General features: G+C 30.5%; 18 protein-coding genes. 10 read left to right on the forward strand and 8 right to left on the reverse strand.

Translation table 11 applies throughout. The features are described 5' to 3' along the window. Positions 1-8: 8 nt before the first annotated feature. Positions 9-800, reverse strand: a complete 792-nt coding sequence (locus V9L04_RS05305; RefSeq protein ID WP_338793045.1) for a class I SAM-dependent methyltransferase — start codon at positions 798-800, stop codon at positions 9-11. A gap of 255 nt (positions 801-1,055) precedes the next feature. Continuing rightward, positions 1,056-1,928, reverse strand: coding sequence for a 1,4-dihydroxy-2-naphthoyl-CoA synthase (locus V9L04_RS05310; protein ID WP_338793046.1), 873 nt, complete (start codon positions 1,926-1,928; stop codon positions 1,056-1,058). A gap of 85 nt (positions 1,929-2,013) precedes the next feature. Between V9L04_RS05310 and V9L04_RS05315 the strand changes: the two genes are divergently transcribed. Then, complete coding sequence (locus V9L04_RS05315; RefSeq protein ID WP_338793047.1) at positions 2,014-2,346, forward strand: hypothetical protein; 333 nt, start codon at positions 2,014-2,016, stop codon at positions 2,344-2,346. Continuing rightward, positions 2,343-2,801: a PIN domain-containing protein gene (locus V9L04_RS05320; RefSeq protein WP_338793048.1), complete on the forward strand. Its 459-nt coding sequence runs from the start codon at positions 2,343-2,345 to the stop codon at positions 2,799-2,801. Before V9L04_RS05315 ends, V9L04_RS05320 begins: the two co-directional genes overlap by 4 nt. Before the next feature lie 3 nt (positions 2,802-2,804). Here V9L04_RS05320 and nth read toward each other — a convergent pair whose 3' ends face one another. From nth to V9L04_RS05335, 3 genes are all read right to left on the reverse strand, one after another. Next, positions 2,805-3,503, reverse strand: coding sequence for an endonuclease III (gene nth / locus V9L04_RS05325; protein WP_338793049.1), 699 nt, complete (start codon positions 3,501-3,503; stop codon positions 2,805-2,807). A 104-nt stretch (positions 3,504-3,607) separates the two neighbouring features. Continuing rightward, positions 3,608-4,786 (reverse strand): phosphatase domain-containing protein, encoded by a 1,179-nt coding sequence (locus V9L04_RS05330; RefSeq protein ID WP_338793050.1) that lies wholly within the window; start codon positions 4,784-4,786, stop codon positions 3,608-3,610. Between the two features lie 40 nt (positions 4,787-4,826). Then, positions 4,827-5,657: a hypothetical protein gene (locus tag V9L04_RS05335; RefSeq protein ID WP_338793051.1), complete on the reverse strand. Its 831-nt coding sequence runs from the start codon at positions 5,655-5,657 to the stop codon at positions 4,827-4,829. Between the two features lie 99 nt (positions 5,658-5,756). Here V9L04_RS05335 and V9L04_RS05340 point away from each other — a divergent pair, with 99 nt between their 5' ends. The 4 genes from V9L04_RS05340 to V9L04_RS05355 all read left to right on the forward strand — a co-directional run bounded on the left by V9L04_RS05340 (position 5,757) and on the right by V9L04_RS05355 (position 8,758). Further along, the gene (locus V9L04_RS05340; protein ID WP_338793052.1) at positions 5,757-6,629 is read left to right on the forward strand and encodes a nitrilase family protein; all 873 of its coding nucleotides are present in this window, start codon (positions 5,757-5,759) and stop codon (positions 6,627-6,629) included. 16 nt (positions 6,630-6,645) lie between these two features. Then, the gene (locus tag V9L04_RS05345) at positions 6,646-7,398 is read left to right on the forward strand and encodes an OmpA family protein (protein ID WP_338793053.1); all 753 of its coding nucleotides are present in this window, start codon (positions 6,646-6,648) and stop codon (positions 7,396-7,398) included. Between the two features lie 177 nt (positions 7,399-7,575). Continuing rightward, complete coding sequence (locus V9L04_RS05350; RefSeq protein ID WP_338793054.1) at positions 7,576-8,022, forward strand: hypothetical protein; 447 nt, start codon at positions 7,576-7,578, stop codon at positions 8,020-8,022. Between the two features lie 148 nt (positions 8,023-8,170). Continuing rightward, positions 8,171-8,758 carry a hypothetical protein gene (locus V9L04_RS05355; RefSeq protein ID WP_338793055.1) on the forward strand — a complete coding sequence of 196 codons (588 nt, stop codon included), beginning with the start codon at positions 8,171-8,173 and terminating at the stop codon, positions 8,756-8,758. Positions 8,759-8,988: 230 nt separating this feature from the next. On the opposite strand, the gene V9L04_RS05360 is transcribed toward V9L04_RS05355, so the two are convergent. Then, entirely contained in the window at positions 8,989-11,004 is a 2,016-nt protein-coding gene (locus V9L04_RS05360; protein ID WP_338793056.1) for a LysM peptidoglycan-binding domain-containing protein, read from the reverse strand. Positions 11,005-11,584: 580 nt separating this feature from the next. On the opposite strand from V9L04_RS05360, the gene V9L04_RS05365 reads away from it, so the two are divergent. The 4 genes from V9L04_RS05365 (at position 11,585) to V9L04_RS05380 (ending at position 16,161) form a co-directional block, all read left to right on the forward strand. Then, positions 11,585-12,598, forward strand: a complete 1,014-nt coding sequence (locus V9L04_RS05365; protein WP_338793057.1) for a sugar phosphate nucleotidyltransferase — start codon at positions 11,585-11,587, stop codon at positions 12,596-12,598. 110 nt (positions 12,599-12,708) lie between these two features. Continuing rightward, a complete protein-coding gene (locus tag V9L04_RS05370) occupies positions 12,709-14,394 on the forward strand; it encodes an ATP-binding protein (RefSeq protein ID WP_338793058.1) in 1,686 nt (561 codons plus the stop codon). A gap of 77 nt (positions 14,395-14,471) precedes the next feature. Next, positions 14,472-14,873, forward strand: coding sequence for a hypothetical protein (locus tag V9L04_RS05375; RefSeq protein WP_338793059.1), 402 nt, complete (start codon positions 14,472-14,474; stop codon positions 14,871-14,873). A 133-nt stretch (positions 14,874-15,006) separates the two neighbouring features. After that, positions 15,007-16,161 (forward strand): hypothetical protein, encoded by a 1,155-nt coding sequence (locus V9L04_RS05380; RefSeq protein ID WP_338793061.1) that lies wholly within the window; start codon positions 15,007-15,009, stop codon positions 16,159-16,161. Positions 16,162-16,284: 123 nt separating this feature from the next. Here V9L04_RS05380 and V9L04_RS05385 read toward each other — a convergent pair whose 3' ends face one another. Beyond that, a complete protein-coding gene (locus V9L04_RS05385) occupies positions 16,285-17,085 on the reverse strand; it encodes a M48 family metallopeptidase (protein ID WP_338793062.1) in 801 nt (266 codons plus the stop codon). A 130-nt stretch (positions 17,086-17,215) separates the two neighbouring features. Next, complete coding sequence (locus V9L04_RS05390; RefSeq protein ID WP_338793063.1) at positions 17,216-19,078, reverse strand: hypothetical protein; 1,863 nt, start codon at positions 19,076-19,078, stop codon at positions 17,216-17,218. Positions 19,079-19,351 lie beyond the last annotated feature (273 nt).

Genomic DNA, 19,351 nt, shown 5'->3' on the forward strand with positions numbered 1-19,351 from the left:
TGATATTCTTAATCTCTATATTTTTTCTTTTCTACAAAAAATAATAAAGAAACTCCGAAGGAAAATGAAATATTCTTTTGGAGTATTTTTTTTTCTATTCTAAAAACTCCTTTTAAGATGGAATCTAAAAAATGATTTGATTTATAAATTTCAAAATCAGAACCTGAGCCTTTTCGTATAAATTGCTTCGGAATCAGAAAGTTTAGTTTTCTGAAAAGCCAAATAGGAATAAATAAAAAAGAATTAAAATACGTTTTTCTAAGAATCTTGAAAGAAGAATTATTATCTATATTTTCACTTTGCAAATCAAATAAATTTAAAACCTCATTCATTTTATATCTTTTAAAATGCTGATTTACTTCATCGTGATGACTCCACAGGCTTTGAAAAGCAGGAACTGTAATACAAATTTTTCCATTTTCTTTACAAACTCTATTCATTTCTGAAATTGCTCTTTTATCATCTTTTACGTGTTCGACAACATCAAAAGCACAAACCCAATCAAAACTATTCTCTTCGAAGGGCAATTCTAAAATAGAACCTTCAATGACTTCTATATTTAATTTTTGTCGTACAAATTCAGCACAAATAGCATCATATTCTACTGAAGTTACTTCTCCAAATTGAGAAAGCATTTCGGAAGTTTTCCCTGTTGCTATTCCTATATTTAAGATTTTTAGCTTTTGATTATTTGATAGAATTAGTTTTTGAAGCTCTTGTTTCAAGATTTCTAAACGCACCACAAACCACCAATGATTTCGTTCTAAGTGATAATAATTTTTATAATAATCTTGATTCAAAATACTGTAACTGATTAGCGAGTGATTTGTATGATATTTATGATGAAAGGCAGGATGATGAAAGTAGGTAAAGCAAATACGAAATACTTTTTAACCATAGAGGTTGAAGAGTTTAGAGAGAATGAAAATACAAAATACCCTTTTAAACACAGAGTTTTAGAGAACACAGAGAATGAAAATACAGATTCCATAAAATTATAAAATCTGTATTTTGCCTTTACTTCTGACTTCTAAAATCTAACTTCTAACTTTATTTTAAGGAATCCATTTGATGTCTTTAAAATCTGGTTTTCTTTTCTCCAAAAAGGCATTTCTTCCTTCTTTTGCTTCGTCGGTCATATAGGCTAAGCGAGTTGCTTCTCCTGCAAATACTTGTTGTCCGACCATTCCGTCGTCAGTTAAATTGAAGGCAAATTTGAGCATTTTGATAGACGTAGGTGATTTCTCCAAAATTTCTTGCGCCCACTCATACGCTGTGTCTTCCAATTCTTCGTGAGGAATAACAGCATTTACCATTCCCATATCGCAGGCTTCTTGTGCCGAATAATTACGACCCAAAAAGAAAATTTCTCTTGCTCTTTTTTGTCCGACCATTTTAGCCAAATACGCAGAACCATAACCACCGTCAAAACTGGTTACATCAGCATCAGTTTGTTTGAAAATAGCGTGTTCTTTACTCGCCAAAGTCAAATCACAAACAACATGCAAACTATGTCCACCACCAACAGCCCAACCATTCACAACAGCAATAACAGCCTTTGGCATAAAACGCATAAGACGCTGAACTTCCAAAATATTAAGTCTTGGCATTCCATCTTCGCCTACATAGCCTTGATGTCCTCGTGTACGCTGGTCGCCACCACTACAAAATGAATAAACTCCATCTTTTGGTGAAGGACCTTCTGAAGAAAGCAAAACTACTCCGATAGAAGTATCTTCTCTAGCATCTAAAAAAGCTCTGTATAATTCGGTTACTGTTTGTGGACGAAAGGCATTTCTGACTTCTGGACGGTTGAAGGCAATACGAGCCACTCCGTTTGATTTTTTGTAGGTAATATCTTCAAATTTGATAGTATTTGATTCAGTACCTAATTCCTCAATGACTTTCCAGTCTGCTTTTTGATTCATATTTTTGTTTTTAAAGTGAGTTTTTAATACCTTCAATAAATAATTTATCTAAAAAGTATCTCTATATAGTGTTAATAATAAGATTATGCGAACTATTGTTTTTAAATCGAATGAGGAACAAGATATAAAATTATTGATAGCTTTGGCAAATCGATTAGGTATTTTATATCAAGAAATAGAAGAAGAAAATTCTGAAAAAGAAGAATTTATTGATTCTGATACTTCTTTGTTGTATGAAAGTTTAGAATTAGATGATTCTTCCATGATTATGAGCTATGATGAATATGAAAAAGCAGATAAAAGTATAGAAATTTCAGAACAAAAAACAGATAGAGAATTAGCTAAAACTTCTTTTGGTGCTTTGGAAGATGATGATGAACAAACAATAGAAGAACTTTTAAATATGCTTACTCCATGAATTACATTTTAGATACAAATATTCTTATTTTACTTGTAAAGAGTAGAATTTTCGCAGAGTTCTTTGATGAAAATTACTTTTCCAATACTGATAATACATTTTTCTATACTCATATTACTTTGGGGGAGATAGATTCAATTTCTAAGCAAAATCAATGGGGACAAAAAAGATTAATTTTACTCAAAAATCTTTTGAAAGGATTTAATCTTGTCAAATCTACTTCTATCGATGTTGTGCAAAATTATGGAACTATTGATGCGTATAGTCAAGGAAAATTGAAAAACAACCCTCTTCCTATTGGAATGAGTGCAAGAAACATGGGCAAAAATGACTTATGGATAGCAGCATCAGCTATTGTACTCAAAGCTACTTTGCTAACAACGGATAAAGATTTTGACCATTTATCTCCTAATTTTATAAATATAGATTTGATAGATATAAGTACATTTTATTGAAATCTACTTCCCTTTCATTTCTTGTTCTTCCAAATATTTATCAAGATATTCTATATTTCCATATTGACTACAAATCGGACATTCCAATGGATTATGACTTCTTGCAGGACAGTATTCTCTACCAAAATAAATAATTTGAATATGTAGGTCGTTCCAGTTTTTCTTAGGAAAAAGTGCTTTCAGATCTTTTTCTGTTTGAACTACATTTTTTCCGTTTGAAAGTCCCCAACGATACGCCAGTCTGTGAATATGCGTATCGACAGGAAAAGCAGGCTGCCCAAAATATTGCGACACCACAACAGAAGCCGTTTTGTGTCCCACCCCTGGTAATTCTTCCAAAAGCTCCATTTTATCAGGAACTTCGCCACTATATTTTTCTAATAAAATCTCTGAAAGTCTGTGAATTGCCTTTGATTTATTGTTTGAAAGCCCACAAGGACGAATGATACTTTTTATTTGTTCTGTGGTAAGTTGTACCATTTTATTTGGTGTATCAGCTTCTTCAAATAAAATTGGCGTAACTTGATTTACTCGTTTGTCAGTACATTGAGCAGAAAGCAAAACTGAAATAAGTAAAGTATAAGCGTCTTGGTGGTCTAATGGAACAGCAGGATTTGGATACAATTCTTTCAAAATCTTAGCTATTGCATTTGCTTTTTTTTGTGGTGGATAGTTTACTGATTTTGGGAATTTTATTTTCATAATAGAGAACAGGAAATAGAAATTGGGGAATGAAAAATCATATTTTACTAAAGTATAAAAAAAGTCAGTAAGAAATTGTTTTATCTTACTGACTTTTATTTGTTTTAATTTTTTACCTCAATCTCTCCTTTCACAACAGCTTCCTCCAAAGTCAGAGGAGCTTTTTTATCTTCTTCTTTTGCTTGCTGTACTTTTTCAATAGATTCTTTTGTAATAAATCCTTGTGAGGCTGCATGCAAAGCTACCAAACCCGAATCAGCTATTAGTTGAAAAGGAACATTGAATTCTTTTTCTGCCTTTGTGGCAATTTTATCTACTTCTGCATCTCTAGCGTTGTCACTTACATCACGAATATAAATTGCTTTTATTCGTTCTGGAAACTCTTGAAGCATTTTATAATAAATTTCGGCATCGTGCTGTCCACTATCTCCTATCAAAATAAATTTCAGATTGGGATAATAACTAAAAATACGTTTTATTTTTTCTTCTTTATGGCTATGGTCGCCTTTGAAAAACATTTTATCATCCAATCCTAAATCTCTCAAAAGTAAAGGAGCTTTTGGAAGATTTCTTATTTCAAAAAAATCAGTTAGTAAATCGTACAAATTCCACATACTACTAGAAACAAAATACAATGGATTTTGCTGACTACCATCACTTCCTTTTACAAGTGCTTCATAGAGTTCTCCGACTCCTAAAAATGGTTTTCTAAGATGTGCATTTCCTAAAAAAGTGAGCTTTGCAGAAGCCAACATGCTTGTGGCTTGTGTTTGCAAAACAGTATCATCAATATCTGAAATAATTCCAAATTCTTTTAAATCATCATGAATTTGAACTTCTCCTAAAGCAGTCACATCACCTTGATTTGGTCTTACATTTTCTAAAAGTTTGAATTCTACTTTTTCCCACATAGATTCATGGGGTGTGATAGGTTCTGACAATTCTATTTCCGTAAAAAAATACCCTTCTTCATCTGTTTTAGTTTCTTTTGTAATTCCTTGATACGTTACTGAAAGTCGCACATTTGGAATTTCATCGCTTTCTAACCTTCTATATGTATTAAGAATATTATCCCAAAACTTATCATCTTCTTTTACATTGACTTTTTCATCTTCCAATACTCTACCCCAAAAAAAGGCTTTTTGAGTATTTCCAAAACTGCGATAAGGTAAAATCATGACAGGTTCATCTAATCCTAAACGAGTTTTGAGATTTGTTTTGAGAATATCCCATTTTTGTTCTCCTTGATGAGATACTTTGTGAATAATATCTTTTAGATTCATAATTTTTAGAGTGTTTGGTGTTATTAATTTTTTTTAGTGTTTATATTTCTCCTCGTTTCCATTTCAAGAAAGGAGATGTTTTTTGATTTAGATAACCATGATAACTAGAAGCTAGAAACAGTATAATGGCACTAATAAGAGCAACATAAGCAATTGAAGGCTCAAAATTCCATTGACGATAAGCAATAGCTCCCAATGCCCAAACACCAACCATTGCAGTTTCTCTCAAATTTCTTTTGGCAATTAAAAATAAGTACAAACCTGTTGCAGCTATAATCATCAAAACAGTCCAAGTAGAAGCAAACAAAGGTTCTCCTTGCCAGCCAATACTTACAAAAAATGAAGACACATTTGCAATAGACGCCACCATAATCCAGCCCAAATAGGTAACAATAGGCCACCACACAAAGGCAATAATTCGGACAGGAGCATCCCAAATTTCTAAACGTAAATTTTTGGTAAGTTGAATAAGCGAAAGCAACAGAAAAAACATAACCATAACAGAAAGTGCAACATATTCGTTTAGCCAAACATATACCCAAGCAGCATTACAGAGATTAGCTACAATAAGCCAAAAACTAGTTTCATGAATCGTTTTAATGAAAATATTATTAGAATTATCATAATCACTTTTAGAACCTTTAAATTTGTAAAGGACATACCATTGAAAACCTACAAATGCAAAAAGCATCAAAAATATAAGTCCCCAAATAGAAAAAGCATAACTTGCAGGAACAAAAAGCGTTTCGTATTTTTTGCTGATTTCTCCAATCGTTTTGCCTCCAAAAAAACCTGTATTGGATAAATAATTTAGAAATACTGTAAAAATTAGGGTGAGTGTATTAAATAATACAAGTAATTTAGTTTTCATAATGTGTGTTCTAGTTAAAAAAATATTCTACCAAGAGTTCAAAAAAAATATCCTTTAAAAAATAGTTTAAAAAATTTTATCAATCATTAAACAAAAGATATGAAACCCTTACTCTATATAAGCCTTCTACAAGGTAATTTGTTTTGGGAAAATCCTATTCAAAATAAAAAGCATTTTGAAGAGATATTTTCTTCTTTACTTACAAATAATCAATCTCAAAAACTTCCTAACTCAAATATTGAGGATTTTGACAGAACAAATAATGCAGATATTGTAGTTTTACCTGAAATGTTTACTACTGGTTTTACTATGAATATAGATTTAGCAGAAAACTTTAAACAAAGTAGTACACTCAACTGGCTAAAAGAACAAACCAAGAAATATGATATTGCCATTACTGGAAGTATAATTATAGAAGAAAATAATAAATTTTATAATCGTTTGTTTTTTGTAGAACCAAATGGAGACTTCCAAACCTACGATAAAAAGCATCTTTTCAGAATGGCAGGTGAGCATAAAGTATTTTCGGCAGGTAAACAATTACCTATTTTTGAATATAAAGGATGGAAAATTTGTCCACAGATTTGTTATGATTTGCGTTTTCCTGTTTTTTCTAGAAATGATTTAATGGTTGATGAAAATGGAATAGCTACTTCTGGCTATGATATTTTATTGTATGTAGCAAACTTTCCTGCAGCTCGTAAATTGGCTTGGAATAGCCTTTTGCCTGCTCGGGCTATCGAAAACTCTTGTTATTGTGTGGGTTTAAATCGCATAGGAAAAGATGGAAAAGAAATTGAGTACAATGGAGATTCAGCTATTTACACTCCTAAAGGAGAAAAATTAAATTCTATTACTAAAGAATTTGAAAACACACAAATTTTATCTTATTCTGTTTCGGCAATGGATTTGCAGGACTATAGAAAGAAATTTGCCGTTTATTTAGATAATGATACATTTGAATTAAAATAGATTTGAAAAGATATATATGAAAACAACTTTTTTTTATTTATCACTGTTTTTTTGTTTTTCTACAACACTTCTTTTTGCTAAGCCTGTACAAAGTCAGACAAATATATTAACATATAGATTGTTGTATCGTTTCATTGATAAAGACACAGGTAAACCTATTGATGGTGTAAATGTACGCATTCTAAACACGAGCAATAACTCTGAGCAAGTAACAATCACTACAAAAGATGGAGAAACACTTGTCTATTTAGAGCCTGAAACTACTTTTTTGATTCGTGCTTATAATAGACATTATTTTTCTACGGATACTATTCGTTTACACACCCAAAAACTTCCCTCCGATATAGCTAAAGAAGATAAAAGGCGAAATATTAAAAGAGATATTCCTTTAGAAAAAATAAATATAGGTGTAGTAAAAAAGCTAATTGGTGTTCATTTTTCACCTAATAGTGACAAGGTTTTGCCTGAGTCTACACTTATTTTGAAACGATTAGCTTATATGATGCGCATAAACCCAAGTATAAAAATAGAAGTTGCTGCCCATACTGATTCTAGAGGAGAAGATGAATATAATCTTGAACTTACACAAAGGCAAGCAAACTCATTAAAAGAATTTTTGATAGAACAAGGAATTGCACAAGATAGGATAAAAGCAAGAGGATTTGGAGAAAGTCAGTTAATCAATCAATGTAAAAATGATATAAAATGTAGCTCATCAGAACATATACAAAATAGAAGAATAGAATATGTTATTATTAAAATAGAATAATTTGGAAAAACTACAATAATACACAATTTAACATATATTTTTTATTTAGAATCAATATAAATTGATTACATTAACAAGTTTGCACCAAACATATATTTTTTTTTAAGGTTTTTAAGCTATATTTAAATAATCAGGAAATATAACCTATGAATCAGCTTAAATAACTTAACCTCTTTTATGCAAAAAAATAATATAAAGCGATTGAAGAAAATAGCCATTTGGACAGCTAGTATTTTTAGTGTATTGATGGTAGTTTTAGTAGTTCATATTTATCTTGTTACTCGTCCTAAAGCACCACTACCTAGTGAACAAATTTTTTTGAGTCGTATTGATTTTGAAAAAAGTGTAGATTCTCTTGAAGCTATACGTATTATGAACCATGTACAAGCAATGAAAGGCATAACAAGTGCTCATTTTAATCATGAAGCTGGCTTGTTTGCTTATGGTTATCAAAAAGGATTACAAACTCCTGAAGCCGTTCATGAAGAGGTAACTAAATTTACTACTCTCAAATCTAAACGTCACATTGTATCAGAAGAAGATCTAGCTAAAGGTTGTCCTGCTTTTGATAAATCTAGCTTTACATATAAGTTTGGAGAATTTGTAAAAAACGTATTTCATTAATTTTCAACTAATACTCTTTTTGCGCTATAAAGAAAATTACAAGATAGTTTTCACTTCTTAATTCAATTATTTTTCACACAAAATTAAATTTTATCAAGATATAACTCTGATATATTTTTTTGTATTACTTTAAATTTAAAAAAAAATTATGAACCTATTAAGATTTCATTCAAGAATTAATCAACTAGTTATGTTATTGCTAGTTGGCTTTTTAGCATTTTCTATTTCGTCATGTAAAGATGATGATGATGACGATGAGCAAGTAGATACTCCAACTCTGTATGATAGAGTAGGTGGTACAGAGATGGTAACTGATCCAGTGAATGGAGGTCAGATTCAAAAGGGGCGTCTTACTTTACGTGCTGTTGTTGATTCAGCAGGTCCTATTATTGTTACTGACCCTAGATTAGCTGGAGATTTCCAAATTCTTTTAGCAGAACTTAATGATGGAAACACAAGTGGATTAGCTGCACTTAGTAAAAACTTGACTGACTTTTTTGTAGTTGCTACTAGTGGAGGCGAAGTAGGCTCTTACACAGGTCTTAACATGAAAGATGCTCATGATCCTGCCATAAATGATGATAGATTAGTTTCAAAATCAACTGATGCAGAAATGGATGCATTTATAGAAGATGTTGGAAAATCATTAGCCAAGAATGGTGTTACAGATCAAGCTCTTATTAATGATTTAGTAGCTTTGTTAGAAACATTACGTGGTGATATCGTTCAAGAATAAAAAGTTATTTGTATTCAATAACTGAAAATATAAAAAAGTTTAGCAGAGCTTAAATTAAGTTTTGCTAAACTTTTTTTGTCAACTGTATTAAAAGTACTAGCTACACATACTTTTATTTTTATAGAAATAAATAGGCTTTACTTTTAATAATTTATAAAAAACATCCTTCACTTAGTATGAATAATCATAATAAATAAAGGATATTTTTTGTGATTGTATTTTTTGCTTGTTTACATCACTTTTAATTTCTGTCCTATATTGAGTTTATCAGAACGTAAATTATTTAGTTCTTTTAGTCTTGATACCGTAATTCCTGCATTATTTGCAATTCCCCAAAGTGTATCACCATATTTTACGACATGATAAGAAGAACTTGACTTACCTGAATTAGAAGCCGTTGATTTAGTGGTAGAAGTTTTATTTGAAGCTGTTACAGCAGAATTATTTGTAGAGCTTTGTTTTACTCCATACATAACTATTTTTTGTCCAATATTTATTCTTGAACCTGAGATTCCATTCCAACGTCTAAGAGAAGAGATAGAAGTATGATATTTTACTGCAATTCCTCCAAGTGTTTCACCTTTTCTTACTGTATGATATGATTTAGAACCAGAAGATTTTGGAGTATATGTTTTTTGAGTAGTTGTTCTTGCAGAAGCTGTATAACTCTGTGCTGTTGATGTATTTGATACTTTTGTAGTTTTATAACTACTTATAGAAGCTGTATGAGAAGCTGTTGAGTGGCTACTTGTATAATTTTTATTCTGACAAGCTACTAAAATTTCTTCTTGACCTTTCCAAAAGAAATCTGCTCTATTTTTAGGAATTCTGATTGGATGTTCTCTCGCATAATGAGGAATTATTCCTTTTTTTGCTTCTGGATTCATTGCCTTTAAATCAGTTGCACACATACGAAGTTCATCAGCTAACTTATCCAAATTTACATACTGACTAACAAAAACAGTATCATATTCAATGGCATAAATAGGCTCTTCTACTACCATTCCATGGTCTTCTGCATAATTGAAAAGATAAGCATAAGTAGTATAAAGAGGAACATAGGCACGAGTTTCTCTTGGTAAATAATTATAGATTTCCCAAAAAGTTTTTTTGCCAGAACGGCGCATTGCTTTCTGTACATTTCCAGGTCCACAGTTGTAAGCAGCAATGGCAAGTTCCCAATCTCCATCAAAGAAATTATTCAAATATTTTAAATATTTACAGGCTGCAATAGTCGAAGAGGTAGGGTCCATTCTTTCATCAATATAAAAGTTTTGATTCAGACCAAAGACTTTTCCTGTACGTGGCATAAATTGCCAAAGTCCAACAGCACCTGCATGAGAACGAACTTGTGTTTTGAAAGCCGATTCTACCACAACTAAATATTTTAGTTCTTCGGGCATTCCTTGTTCTTTCAAAATTTTCTCAAAAAGTGGAAAATATTCGTTTGACTTTGCAATTAAAGTATTTGTGTAATTATAATACTTTACACCATATTTTTCAATAAAATTTCTTACTTCAGGTGTATAATTGAAAGGAACTTCTTTTTCAATTGCCTTCATACGAGCAGCCACCTCTTTATCAGAAAGGGCATTTCTGAAATTTCTAGCTAAATCTAGCCCTTCTAAAAATTCAATAGTAGAGTCTTGATGATCAAAAAATAATTCTGCATCTACCATCAATGCTTCATCACTCACAATTTCTTCTATTTCATTGAGGTATTCAACAGGCTGACCAGAAATATATGAAACAAAATCAGCCAACAGATGATAAGAGAAGCGTTTTTGGTCTTGCAAATCACTAGAATCAGAAGGTGTAAGAGGGCTTCCTACAATTAAGCGTTCGACAGAAGGAGGCGCACCTGCTGGCGCAAACATCGATTCTTTTAGTTGATGCGAATTCCATTTTATAGTATCAGAGTTTGAATAATAATGAAAAGTCTGATTTGTAAAAGGTTTGTTGTTTGTTAGAAATGTAGTTTCTAAAAAAGTAGTATTGTTTAAAGCATTTATTTCTTGTTTTTTAGTATGGACTGTTTGATTGTCGTCATTTAGTAGACTAGAAGTGGTTATATTTTTTATAGTAAAGTTGTAGGGTTCGTATTTTAATCCATTTTGTGCTACTGAAAAATCAGCAGTACAAAAAACGAATGCAGAAGCTAAAAAGAATTTGATAACAGAAGTTGTTTTTGTTGATATACTACTATTATTTAATTCTTTTTGAGTAGATAATTTGCCTATTAGCATAAATGAAAAATTTTTTGCGTAAAATTATACGTTTTTAGAATTTGACTGTAAAGATACCTCAAAGAATAAATAAATACAATTAACTGATTATCAAATAATTAGTTTATTTTTATTATTCCATTGGTTACAATTGTATTTATTTTGTATAACTTCGTTTTTATGTTAAATTATTTTAAATAATTTACTCAAAACAAAATTATATTTTTCTTACTGACAAATATCTTATTTTTTTTGATAGGAAATCGAATTGATAACTTATTTTTTTAATGATTTAGTCCAAATCACTAATTAATTTGTTAGAAATAGTACACAAATTAATCCTAAGTAGGTCTAAATTCAATTAGTATAGTGTATTGGTATGTTGTTTTCGATAAAATTACCAAACTCATCGGTTTAATTCAAATAGTTTTAGATTATTTTAGAGCTTATTGATCGAAAAGCAAAAAAATCAACTCATAGTAGTATTTATAAATTTTGATAGTATCTTAACTAAGAATTGTATTTTGCAGTATTATTCAGATTATTTTCATATTTTAGTTTAATAGTTTTATTACAGTTTTTTTTAGCCTCTTTGATATCCATGAAAGCAATTATTCCCGTAGCAGGAGCAGGTACACGCTTGCGTCCACATACTCACACTCAACCCAAACCCCTTGTTCCGATAGCAGGAAAACCTATTTTAGGACATATTATTGATAATTTATATGAAAATGGAATACGAGATTTTTTATTTGTTATTGGTTATTTAGGAAACAAGATTGAAGAATATGTAGTAAATACTTATAAAGATAGAATCAATGCAGAGTTTGTTTTACAAGAGCCTCGTATTGGTTCGGCTCATGCACTTTGGATAGCTCGTGATTTTATTAAAGACGACAAAGAATTATTAATTGTATTGGGAGACACAATTGTAGAGATGAATTATTCTAATTTCTTTAACATTAAAAATAGTGTTGTAGCTGTCAGAAAAGTTGATAATCCACGTATTTTCGGAATTGTAGAACCCGACAAACATGGAATAATCAAAAAACTCATTGAAAAGCCTCGCATTCCAAAATCTAATTTGGCTTTAGTAGGTGCATATAAAATTTCAAATATACCCTTACTTTTAGATGCCATAAAGACAATTATGAGTCATTCAGCTTCTGCAAATAGCTCTTGGGAATATCATTTGACAGATGCTCTTATGGAAATGGTCAATCAAGGAGAGAAAATTACTTTTATGGAAGTAGATAATTGGTTTGATTGTGGAAAGAAAGATACTTTATTAGAAGCTAATGCTAGTTTATTGAGAAGACATGGTTTTGAAACTTCTGTTTCGACAGATTATCCAAAATGTATTATTATTCAACCTGTTCGTTTTGGAAAGCAATGTAAGCTAGAAAATTCTATTATTGGACCTAATGTAGCAATTGGCGACCATACACATATTTCAAATTCTATTATTCAAAATAGCATTATTGGTTCTTTTTCTGAGCTTTCTCATGCAACACTCAACAAATCTATTATAGGCAGTGATTCTATTCTTAAAGGATTGGTACAAAGTCTTAATATTGGAGACAGTACTGAAATTGACTTTACAAGCAATGAATAACGAGGCAATAGCAATAGAGAATAAATGAAATTACTAATTTTACCAATTATCAACTGTCAATTATATTTAATTACATTCAAAATAGCATTCATTGGGGCGTTACAGACCTCATGCACACACAAGAAGCAGCAAGAATAAGGCTCATAAACTTAGTCTGTCTTTCTTTGTGCAGTGTTTTTTTAGGGGGAATAATTGTCTTATTTTTTTTAAATACATTTTGGACATCTAAGCTAATAGTAAATATTGCTCTAACAATGTTAGGCTTTATATTACCTATAGTTTTTAATAAATTTCATAAAGTAGATTTAGCCAAAATATTTTTTGTCTTTCAAATTATTATTTCTCACTTTATTTTCTTTTTGGTATTTGATAGAGAACCTGCTATGAGAGCCTTTATTTTACCAATTAGTATTATTATTATTATGCTCTTTTCTAGTCAGGAGCAAAGTTTACAACTTTTTTTCTTACTCGCTTTTGGAGCTATTTTGGGTTGGATAGAATTTTTGCCGAAAGGTTTTTCAGAACTTAGTGTTTATATGCCTGCTTCTACGGCTGCTTTTTTTAAGATTATTATTTGGGTAATGGCAGTCTGTATGAATCTCTTAATTGTAGCTACGGCTATGCGAATGGTTAGTCAGAGTGAAGATTTGTTGAGAAATTTACTTATAGAAGCTAATAAACAAAATGATGCACTTCAAGATCAAGATAATTCTTTTAAAGAAAATCAAGAAGAATTATTAGCTATGAATCAGGAATTGATGAACCAAAGAGAACGACTTGAAGAACTTATTGCAGAAAGAAGCACAAGATTAAGATATACAGAAGCACAGCTTTTAAAACAAGTAGAAGACCTTGCAGAATCTGAAAAAGAACTTCGAAAATATGCTGAAGAGATGCAGATTACCAACGAAAGATTAGCTGCTGCAAAATCAAAATTACAATATACATTAGAACGAGAACGAGAGGTAAATGAACAATTAGCCACAACAATTACAGAGCTAAAATCTACACAGGCACAACTTACACAAGCCGAAAAAATGGCAAGCCTAGGACAACTTACAGCAGGGATTGCTCACGAGATAAACAACCCAATCAATTTTGTTTATGCTGGAATGGATGCCCTTCATACTAATATAGAAGAGCTTTTATCTTGGACAAGTAAAGAAAATATTAGTGAAGAGTTTTATGAAGAATACGATGAATTGATAGATGAAACACGAACCTTATTAAAAGATATTCAGATTGGAGCGATGCGTACTTTCGAAATTGTGAAAGGTTTGCGTAATTTTTCTAGATTAGATGAAGAAGAAATTAGAAAAACTCATATCAACGATCATATCTCAACAACACTTATTCTTTTAAGAAATCAAATTAAAGAAAATGGAATTATAGTCAATAGAGAATTAGATTTTTCTATACACCCAATAGAATGTTATCCAGGGCAACTCAATCAAGTTTTGATGAATATTTGTAATAATGCTATTCAAGCTATCATCGAACAAAAGCAAAAAACAGAAAACAATAGAAGTCCTGTTCTAAGTATTAAAACTAGAAATAATGAAAATTACATTACTTTGATAATAGCTGACAACGGTTCTGGAATGAGTGAAGAAGTAAAAAAACGAATTTTTGAGCCTTTTTATACAACTAAAAATGTTGGAGAAGGTACAGGTTTGGGAATGTCGATTACTTACGGAATTATAGAAAAACATAACGGAAAAATTTCAGTAGAAAGTAAAATAGGAGAGGGAACAAGTTTTGAAATACAGCTACCAAAACAGCTAATGAATAATTAATGTAAATCTGCTTTTCTATTTAGAATATTATAAGAATAGATGTTTTTATTAAAAATTTTGTAATTCAGGATTCTACTATGACTAAATTTTTATTTTTATTTGTTTGCATGGGAGTTATTTTACCTTTCATTTTTCTGAAAGATGTGTATCCTTTTCATCGTTTTGGAATGTTTGCAGAGCCTGTAAAACATCAATCTCAATATGAAAAGTTTTATATTTTCTATAAACTAAAAAGCCAAAATAAATTTACAGAATTAAACCCACAATCTATTCCTCTCAATGCAAATGCTTTTGAAATGCAACTTCGAAAACATCATTATCAAAAAAAACACGCTATTTTTATAACTATTTTTGAGGATATAATAAAGAATAAAATAAACTTGAAAGAAGATGAAAAATTAGAATGGAAATGGTATCATGTTATTCAAAAACAAGATTCGAAAAATGAAATAGATTCACTATGTGTATTTTCAAATTAAGTTTTAAACCTTATCACGGTTTGTATTAAGGTAGTTCAAACTTCCAGTCTGAACATCAAAAACAGTATTTTATCAAATTCAACAGTCTGGAAGACTGTTATACAAAAATAAACGTGATAACCTTTTTTAACTAATGGATTTTATTAAAAAAAATAGATTTTGGATTCTTGTTTCTTTACTTGTTTTATCTCAACTGTTATATTGGTTTTGGATTCGAAACTATACATTAGCTTATTTTGACAAAAACACTAATTCTGTCACTTGGTTTTCAGACTTAGTAGAAAGTCTTTATCCACGCCTAAAAACAGAAAAATATCGTTTTGAATCTTCTTTTTTTATCAAAAAATCTGACCAAATAGCGATTCGTTTTTTAGTTATAGGTTTTATTCTATCTCTCTTTCTACTTCCAAAAATCTATAAAAAGACAAAATTATTATTCATTAAGAATACTATTTATTCTCAAAAAATAACGCCAACACACCAAGCCCTTTTAGTAATTTATTTTTTGACTTCAAATAGTTTACTTTCCAATGAATGGCTAGAAATTCTTACAGAATATAATCAGATAGCTGTTTTGTATGAACCTATTTCATTTTACAAATTGTTATCTTCTTCTTTTCCTTCCCTTTTCTTCCTCAAAAAAGCATTCAGTTTTTTCACAATCATAACAGGAATAGGAATTAGTTTTGGTTTGCTTTCATTGTTCTTTCAAAGAAAAATTTTATTTAAAACTATACTATTTTTCTGTGTAACCTTGAGTTCTATTTTATTTATTTATCTACAAGGTTTTTTATATGGATTTGGAAAAATAGAACATACTTATGCTACTTGGAACTGGGTTTGTATTCTGCTTCCTTTTTGGATGTATCAAACAAATTTCAAAAAATCAGATTCAACTACTATTCTAATTCCTCAAAATTATTTTCTTTTTTTGGCTGTTGGTTTGGTTTACACTTCTTCTGGACTAGAAAAAATATTTATTGGAGGTGGGAGCTGGATAAATGGAAATGTTTTTTTGAGCTACTTGAAAACCTCTCCTACCGATTGGGGACAAAATTTATCAAATTATCCTTTTTTAGTTACATTTTTTTCTATTCTTGTAATTTTTTGGGAAAGTAGCTTTTTACTTATTCTCCATCAAAACAAATATATTAGACTTACTTTTATTTTTATAGGAGTTTGCTTTCACATAGGAACATTTTTTTTTCTTGGTGTAGGACATTATTTTTCACCTTGGATTTGGGTTTATGTTTTTTTGTTACCTGTGTTTGAGGAAAAAAGACTATAACTGAAAGTTGGTAAAACTAAATATAAATTCTTTTTTCAGTTTATTCCTATCAAAAATCCTTACTACAATAAAGTAATAAGGACTTTTGATGATTTTTGTACGTAATTTTTAATTCGTAATTGACTATTGAGGAAGTGATGCCTTAAATGCTGAATAATTGTTTCCACTTGGTTGTATGCTACATCCCTCTTCTCTAGCTTTATTATTTATCGCTTCTACTCTGTTGTCTGGATTTGGGTGTGTACTCAAAAACTCTGGTGGCGAACTGCTTTGTCCTTCATTAATTATTTTCTGGAAAAATCCTGCTGCTCCATTAGACTGATATTCTGTATCACAAAGATATTTTACCGAAAAATCATCTGCTTCACGTTCTGCATCTCTGCCATATTTAAGACTAAGCAAACCTTTTGCAATTCCAGCAAGTTGTCCTTGATCTTCTCCAAAGAAAATAGCAAAAAGAGTTTCATACCCATATTGCTTTGTCATTTGGTCGGTTACGTGGCGTTTGTCTGCATGAGCTATTTCGTGTCCCATCACACCAGCAAGCTGATCTTCTGTATCTAAATATTTTATAAGTCCTGTATATACATAAATATATCCACCAGGGGCGCAAAAAGCATTTAGTGTTTCATCATCTTGAATAATTTTGACTTGCCAAGGAAATTCTGTACGATAACGAATATCATTTGAAGCCAACACTTTTTCAGTAAGTCTTCTTATATATGCATAAGCTGTATCATAGTCTTGTTCGTTTAAAACAATCACAGAAGAATCCCCTTCTATTTCGGCTGCTACTTGCTGACCAATTTTGAGGTCTTCATTGATAGAAAAAAAGTTAATGCCTCCATCTTTATCACAAGAACCTAGAAAGAGTAAAAGACTGAATAAAAAAGGTAGGCTAAAAAATGATTTTAATTTTGTCATAATTTTCTGAATAATTTTGATAGAATGTTTAGTGAATGAAAAAAAATTCAAAACCCTTAGGGTTTAGGAATATAAACGCTAAACTTTTTACTTATGTTTTTGAGAAGCTAAAAAATAAAAATTCGTTTCTCTACTTTCCCCCCCTAGAAGAAGAACGAGAACGAGATGAAGACGAACTAGAACGGCTAGTTCGTGATGATGAACTACTAGAAGAACTTCGGCTACTAGAAGAACGATAACCACTACTAGAACTTGAAGAGCTTCTTGAAGATGATGAGCTAGAAGAATATCCTTTACTTGAACGACTAGCCGTTGAGGTAGAGCGTCCATATGTACTACGATTTGAAGCCGTTGAGGTACTTGTATAACTACTGCGTTTCATAGGTTGTTTTCCATAATACCAACTTTTACTACTTGTACTGGCTGTACTTTTAGTAGAAGAACGAGAAGGAACGCTTTTGGCATAAAACCAGCTTTTTTGAGAACGATTATTTACCGTTTGTTGAAAACGAGGTGTTTGTCTGACTGCCGATTTCAAAGGAACATAAACGCTTCCATAATAAGGACGGTTAGAAGTTCGGTAATAACGATTATAGGTAGAATAGTCATCTCTATAAATACGATTTGAATTGAAAAGTGTACTCAAAAGTGCATATTTACCATAAAACTCCCAAAAAGAACCTTCATCATTTTGTTTCCATGTTCCATATTGAGAATTTCCCACATAATTACTGTAACCTGCTTGAGTAATTTGTTGTCCTTTATTAGACAAAATTTCCATTCCTACATCATCTAAAAAGAAATTATAGGTACTATCAGTTACCTTCAAAAAGTCAGTTGTTTTTGTAGTAGGCGCAGTTCCATTTTGATAGACAATAGTATATTTAAATTTTTTATTAGTTTCTTCTGAATCAGACAAAATAACTGAATAAGTTGATTTATTATTCAAATAAGGAGAAAGTTGTTTTTTAACCTCTGTATAGGCTTCTGTTCTTTTTTTGACTAAATAAGAGTCTTTATGTTCTTTCTCTAATTTTTGAGAAATTTCTGTTATTTTTTTATTTGAATCATCGTAATGAGGAGATTGTGGAGGAATTTGAGCAAAAAAGTGTAAAGATTCATCAAGATTTCCTGCTTTATACTCTTCAGTTCCCATGTTGTAAGCTACTTCTTGATTGAGATTTTCAAGTTCTGTTTTGGCTGCTGGTGCATACGTACTTGTAGAATCTACTTCCAAAAGAAGTTTGGTAACTCTTTCTACATTTTGCATTTCTCCATTCATATAAGTAAGCAGAGCAAATTTTTCATGTTTTTTAGCAGCTTCTAATCGGCTGTGATTTATAGGTTCTTTAAGCTCATTTTTATATCTTTCTTTTTCTGCAATATCCATTTTATTGTATAATGTAAGTGCTTCTGAATACTCTTTTTCATTATATTTTTGTAGAGAAGCTGGTTTGTAAAGAGAGCTTATTTTGGTTTGATAGCCTTTGTAACCTTCATCTTTATAATCAAAAACTGAATATAATTTTATAGCTTCAGATGGATCTTGGTTTTCTAATTTTTGAGCTATGGAACTTATTTTCTCTTTTACTATTATTTTGCTTTTAGCAATTTCTGTTTCTAAAGACACAGGAGTAATTCTATAAAATCCATATCTTCCATCTATACTTTTTAGATTTTTAAAAGAAATTAATAAAGAATCTATATTGTCACTTTTGATTGCTTTTTTAGCTCGTTCTAAAGTCGGAATAGCTTCTTTTTTTATACGTTCTATATCTGATTTACTTGCCCATGCTTCGTAATTGTGTGTATCAAAAAAACCTTCTTTAGTAGTTTGATAAATAGCCAAAGCCTTCTCAAACTTTCCTTCCTTATACAAAACATCTGCTTTTTCAATGATACTTTTGTTAGTAAAATATTCGTAGCCATAAATGCTTCCTGCAATCAGAAGAAGGACAGAAAGAACAATAAAGAAAATTTTAGATTTAGACATTTTTGAAGAGGTTTTGAAAGTAAATTTGGTGTTATTTTTTTTGATAGGAATTTAACCTAGTTTAAGATACTAAAAATAAAATAATTCTCAAAAAATCCTTTTTCAAGACAACAACCACGCAGAATAAAATTTCGTATAAATAACACAAAACAATCTATTATTTTGGTAAATATTAATATATTCTATAAAAACTTAATAAAAATCAATTTTAATCAATTTTAATAGAATTTATGGCGTGTTTTGTGCAACTGCTTAAAGTAAGTATCACTTCTT

The organism is Bernardetia sp. MNP-M8 (genome assembly GCF_037126285.1).
GTDB lineage: Bacteria > Bacteroidota > Bacteroidia > Cytophagales > Bernardetiaceae > Bernardetia.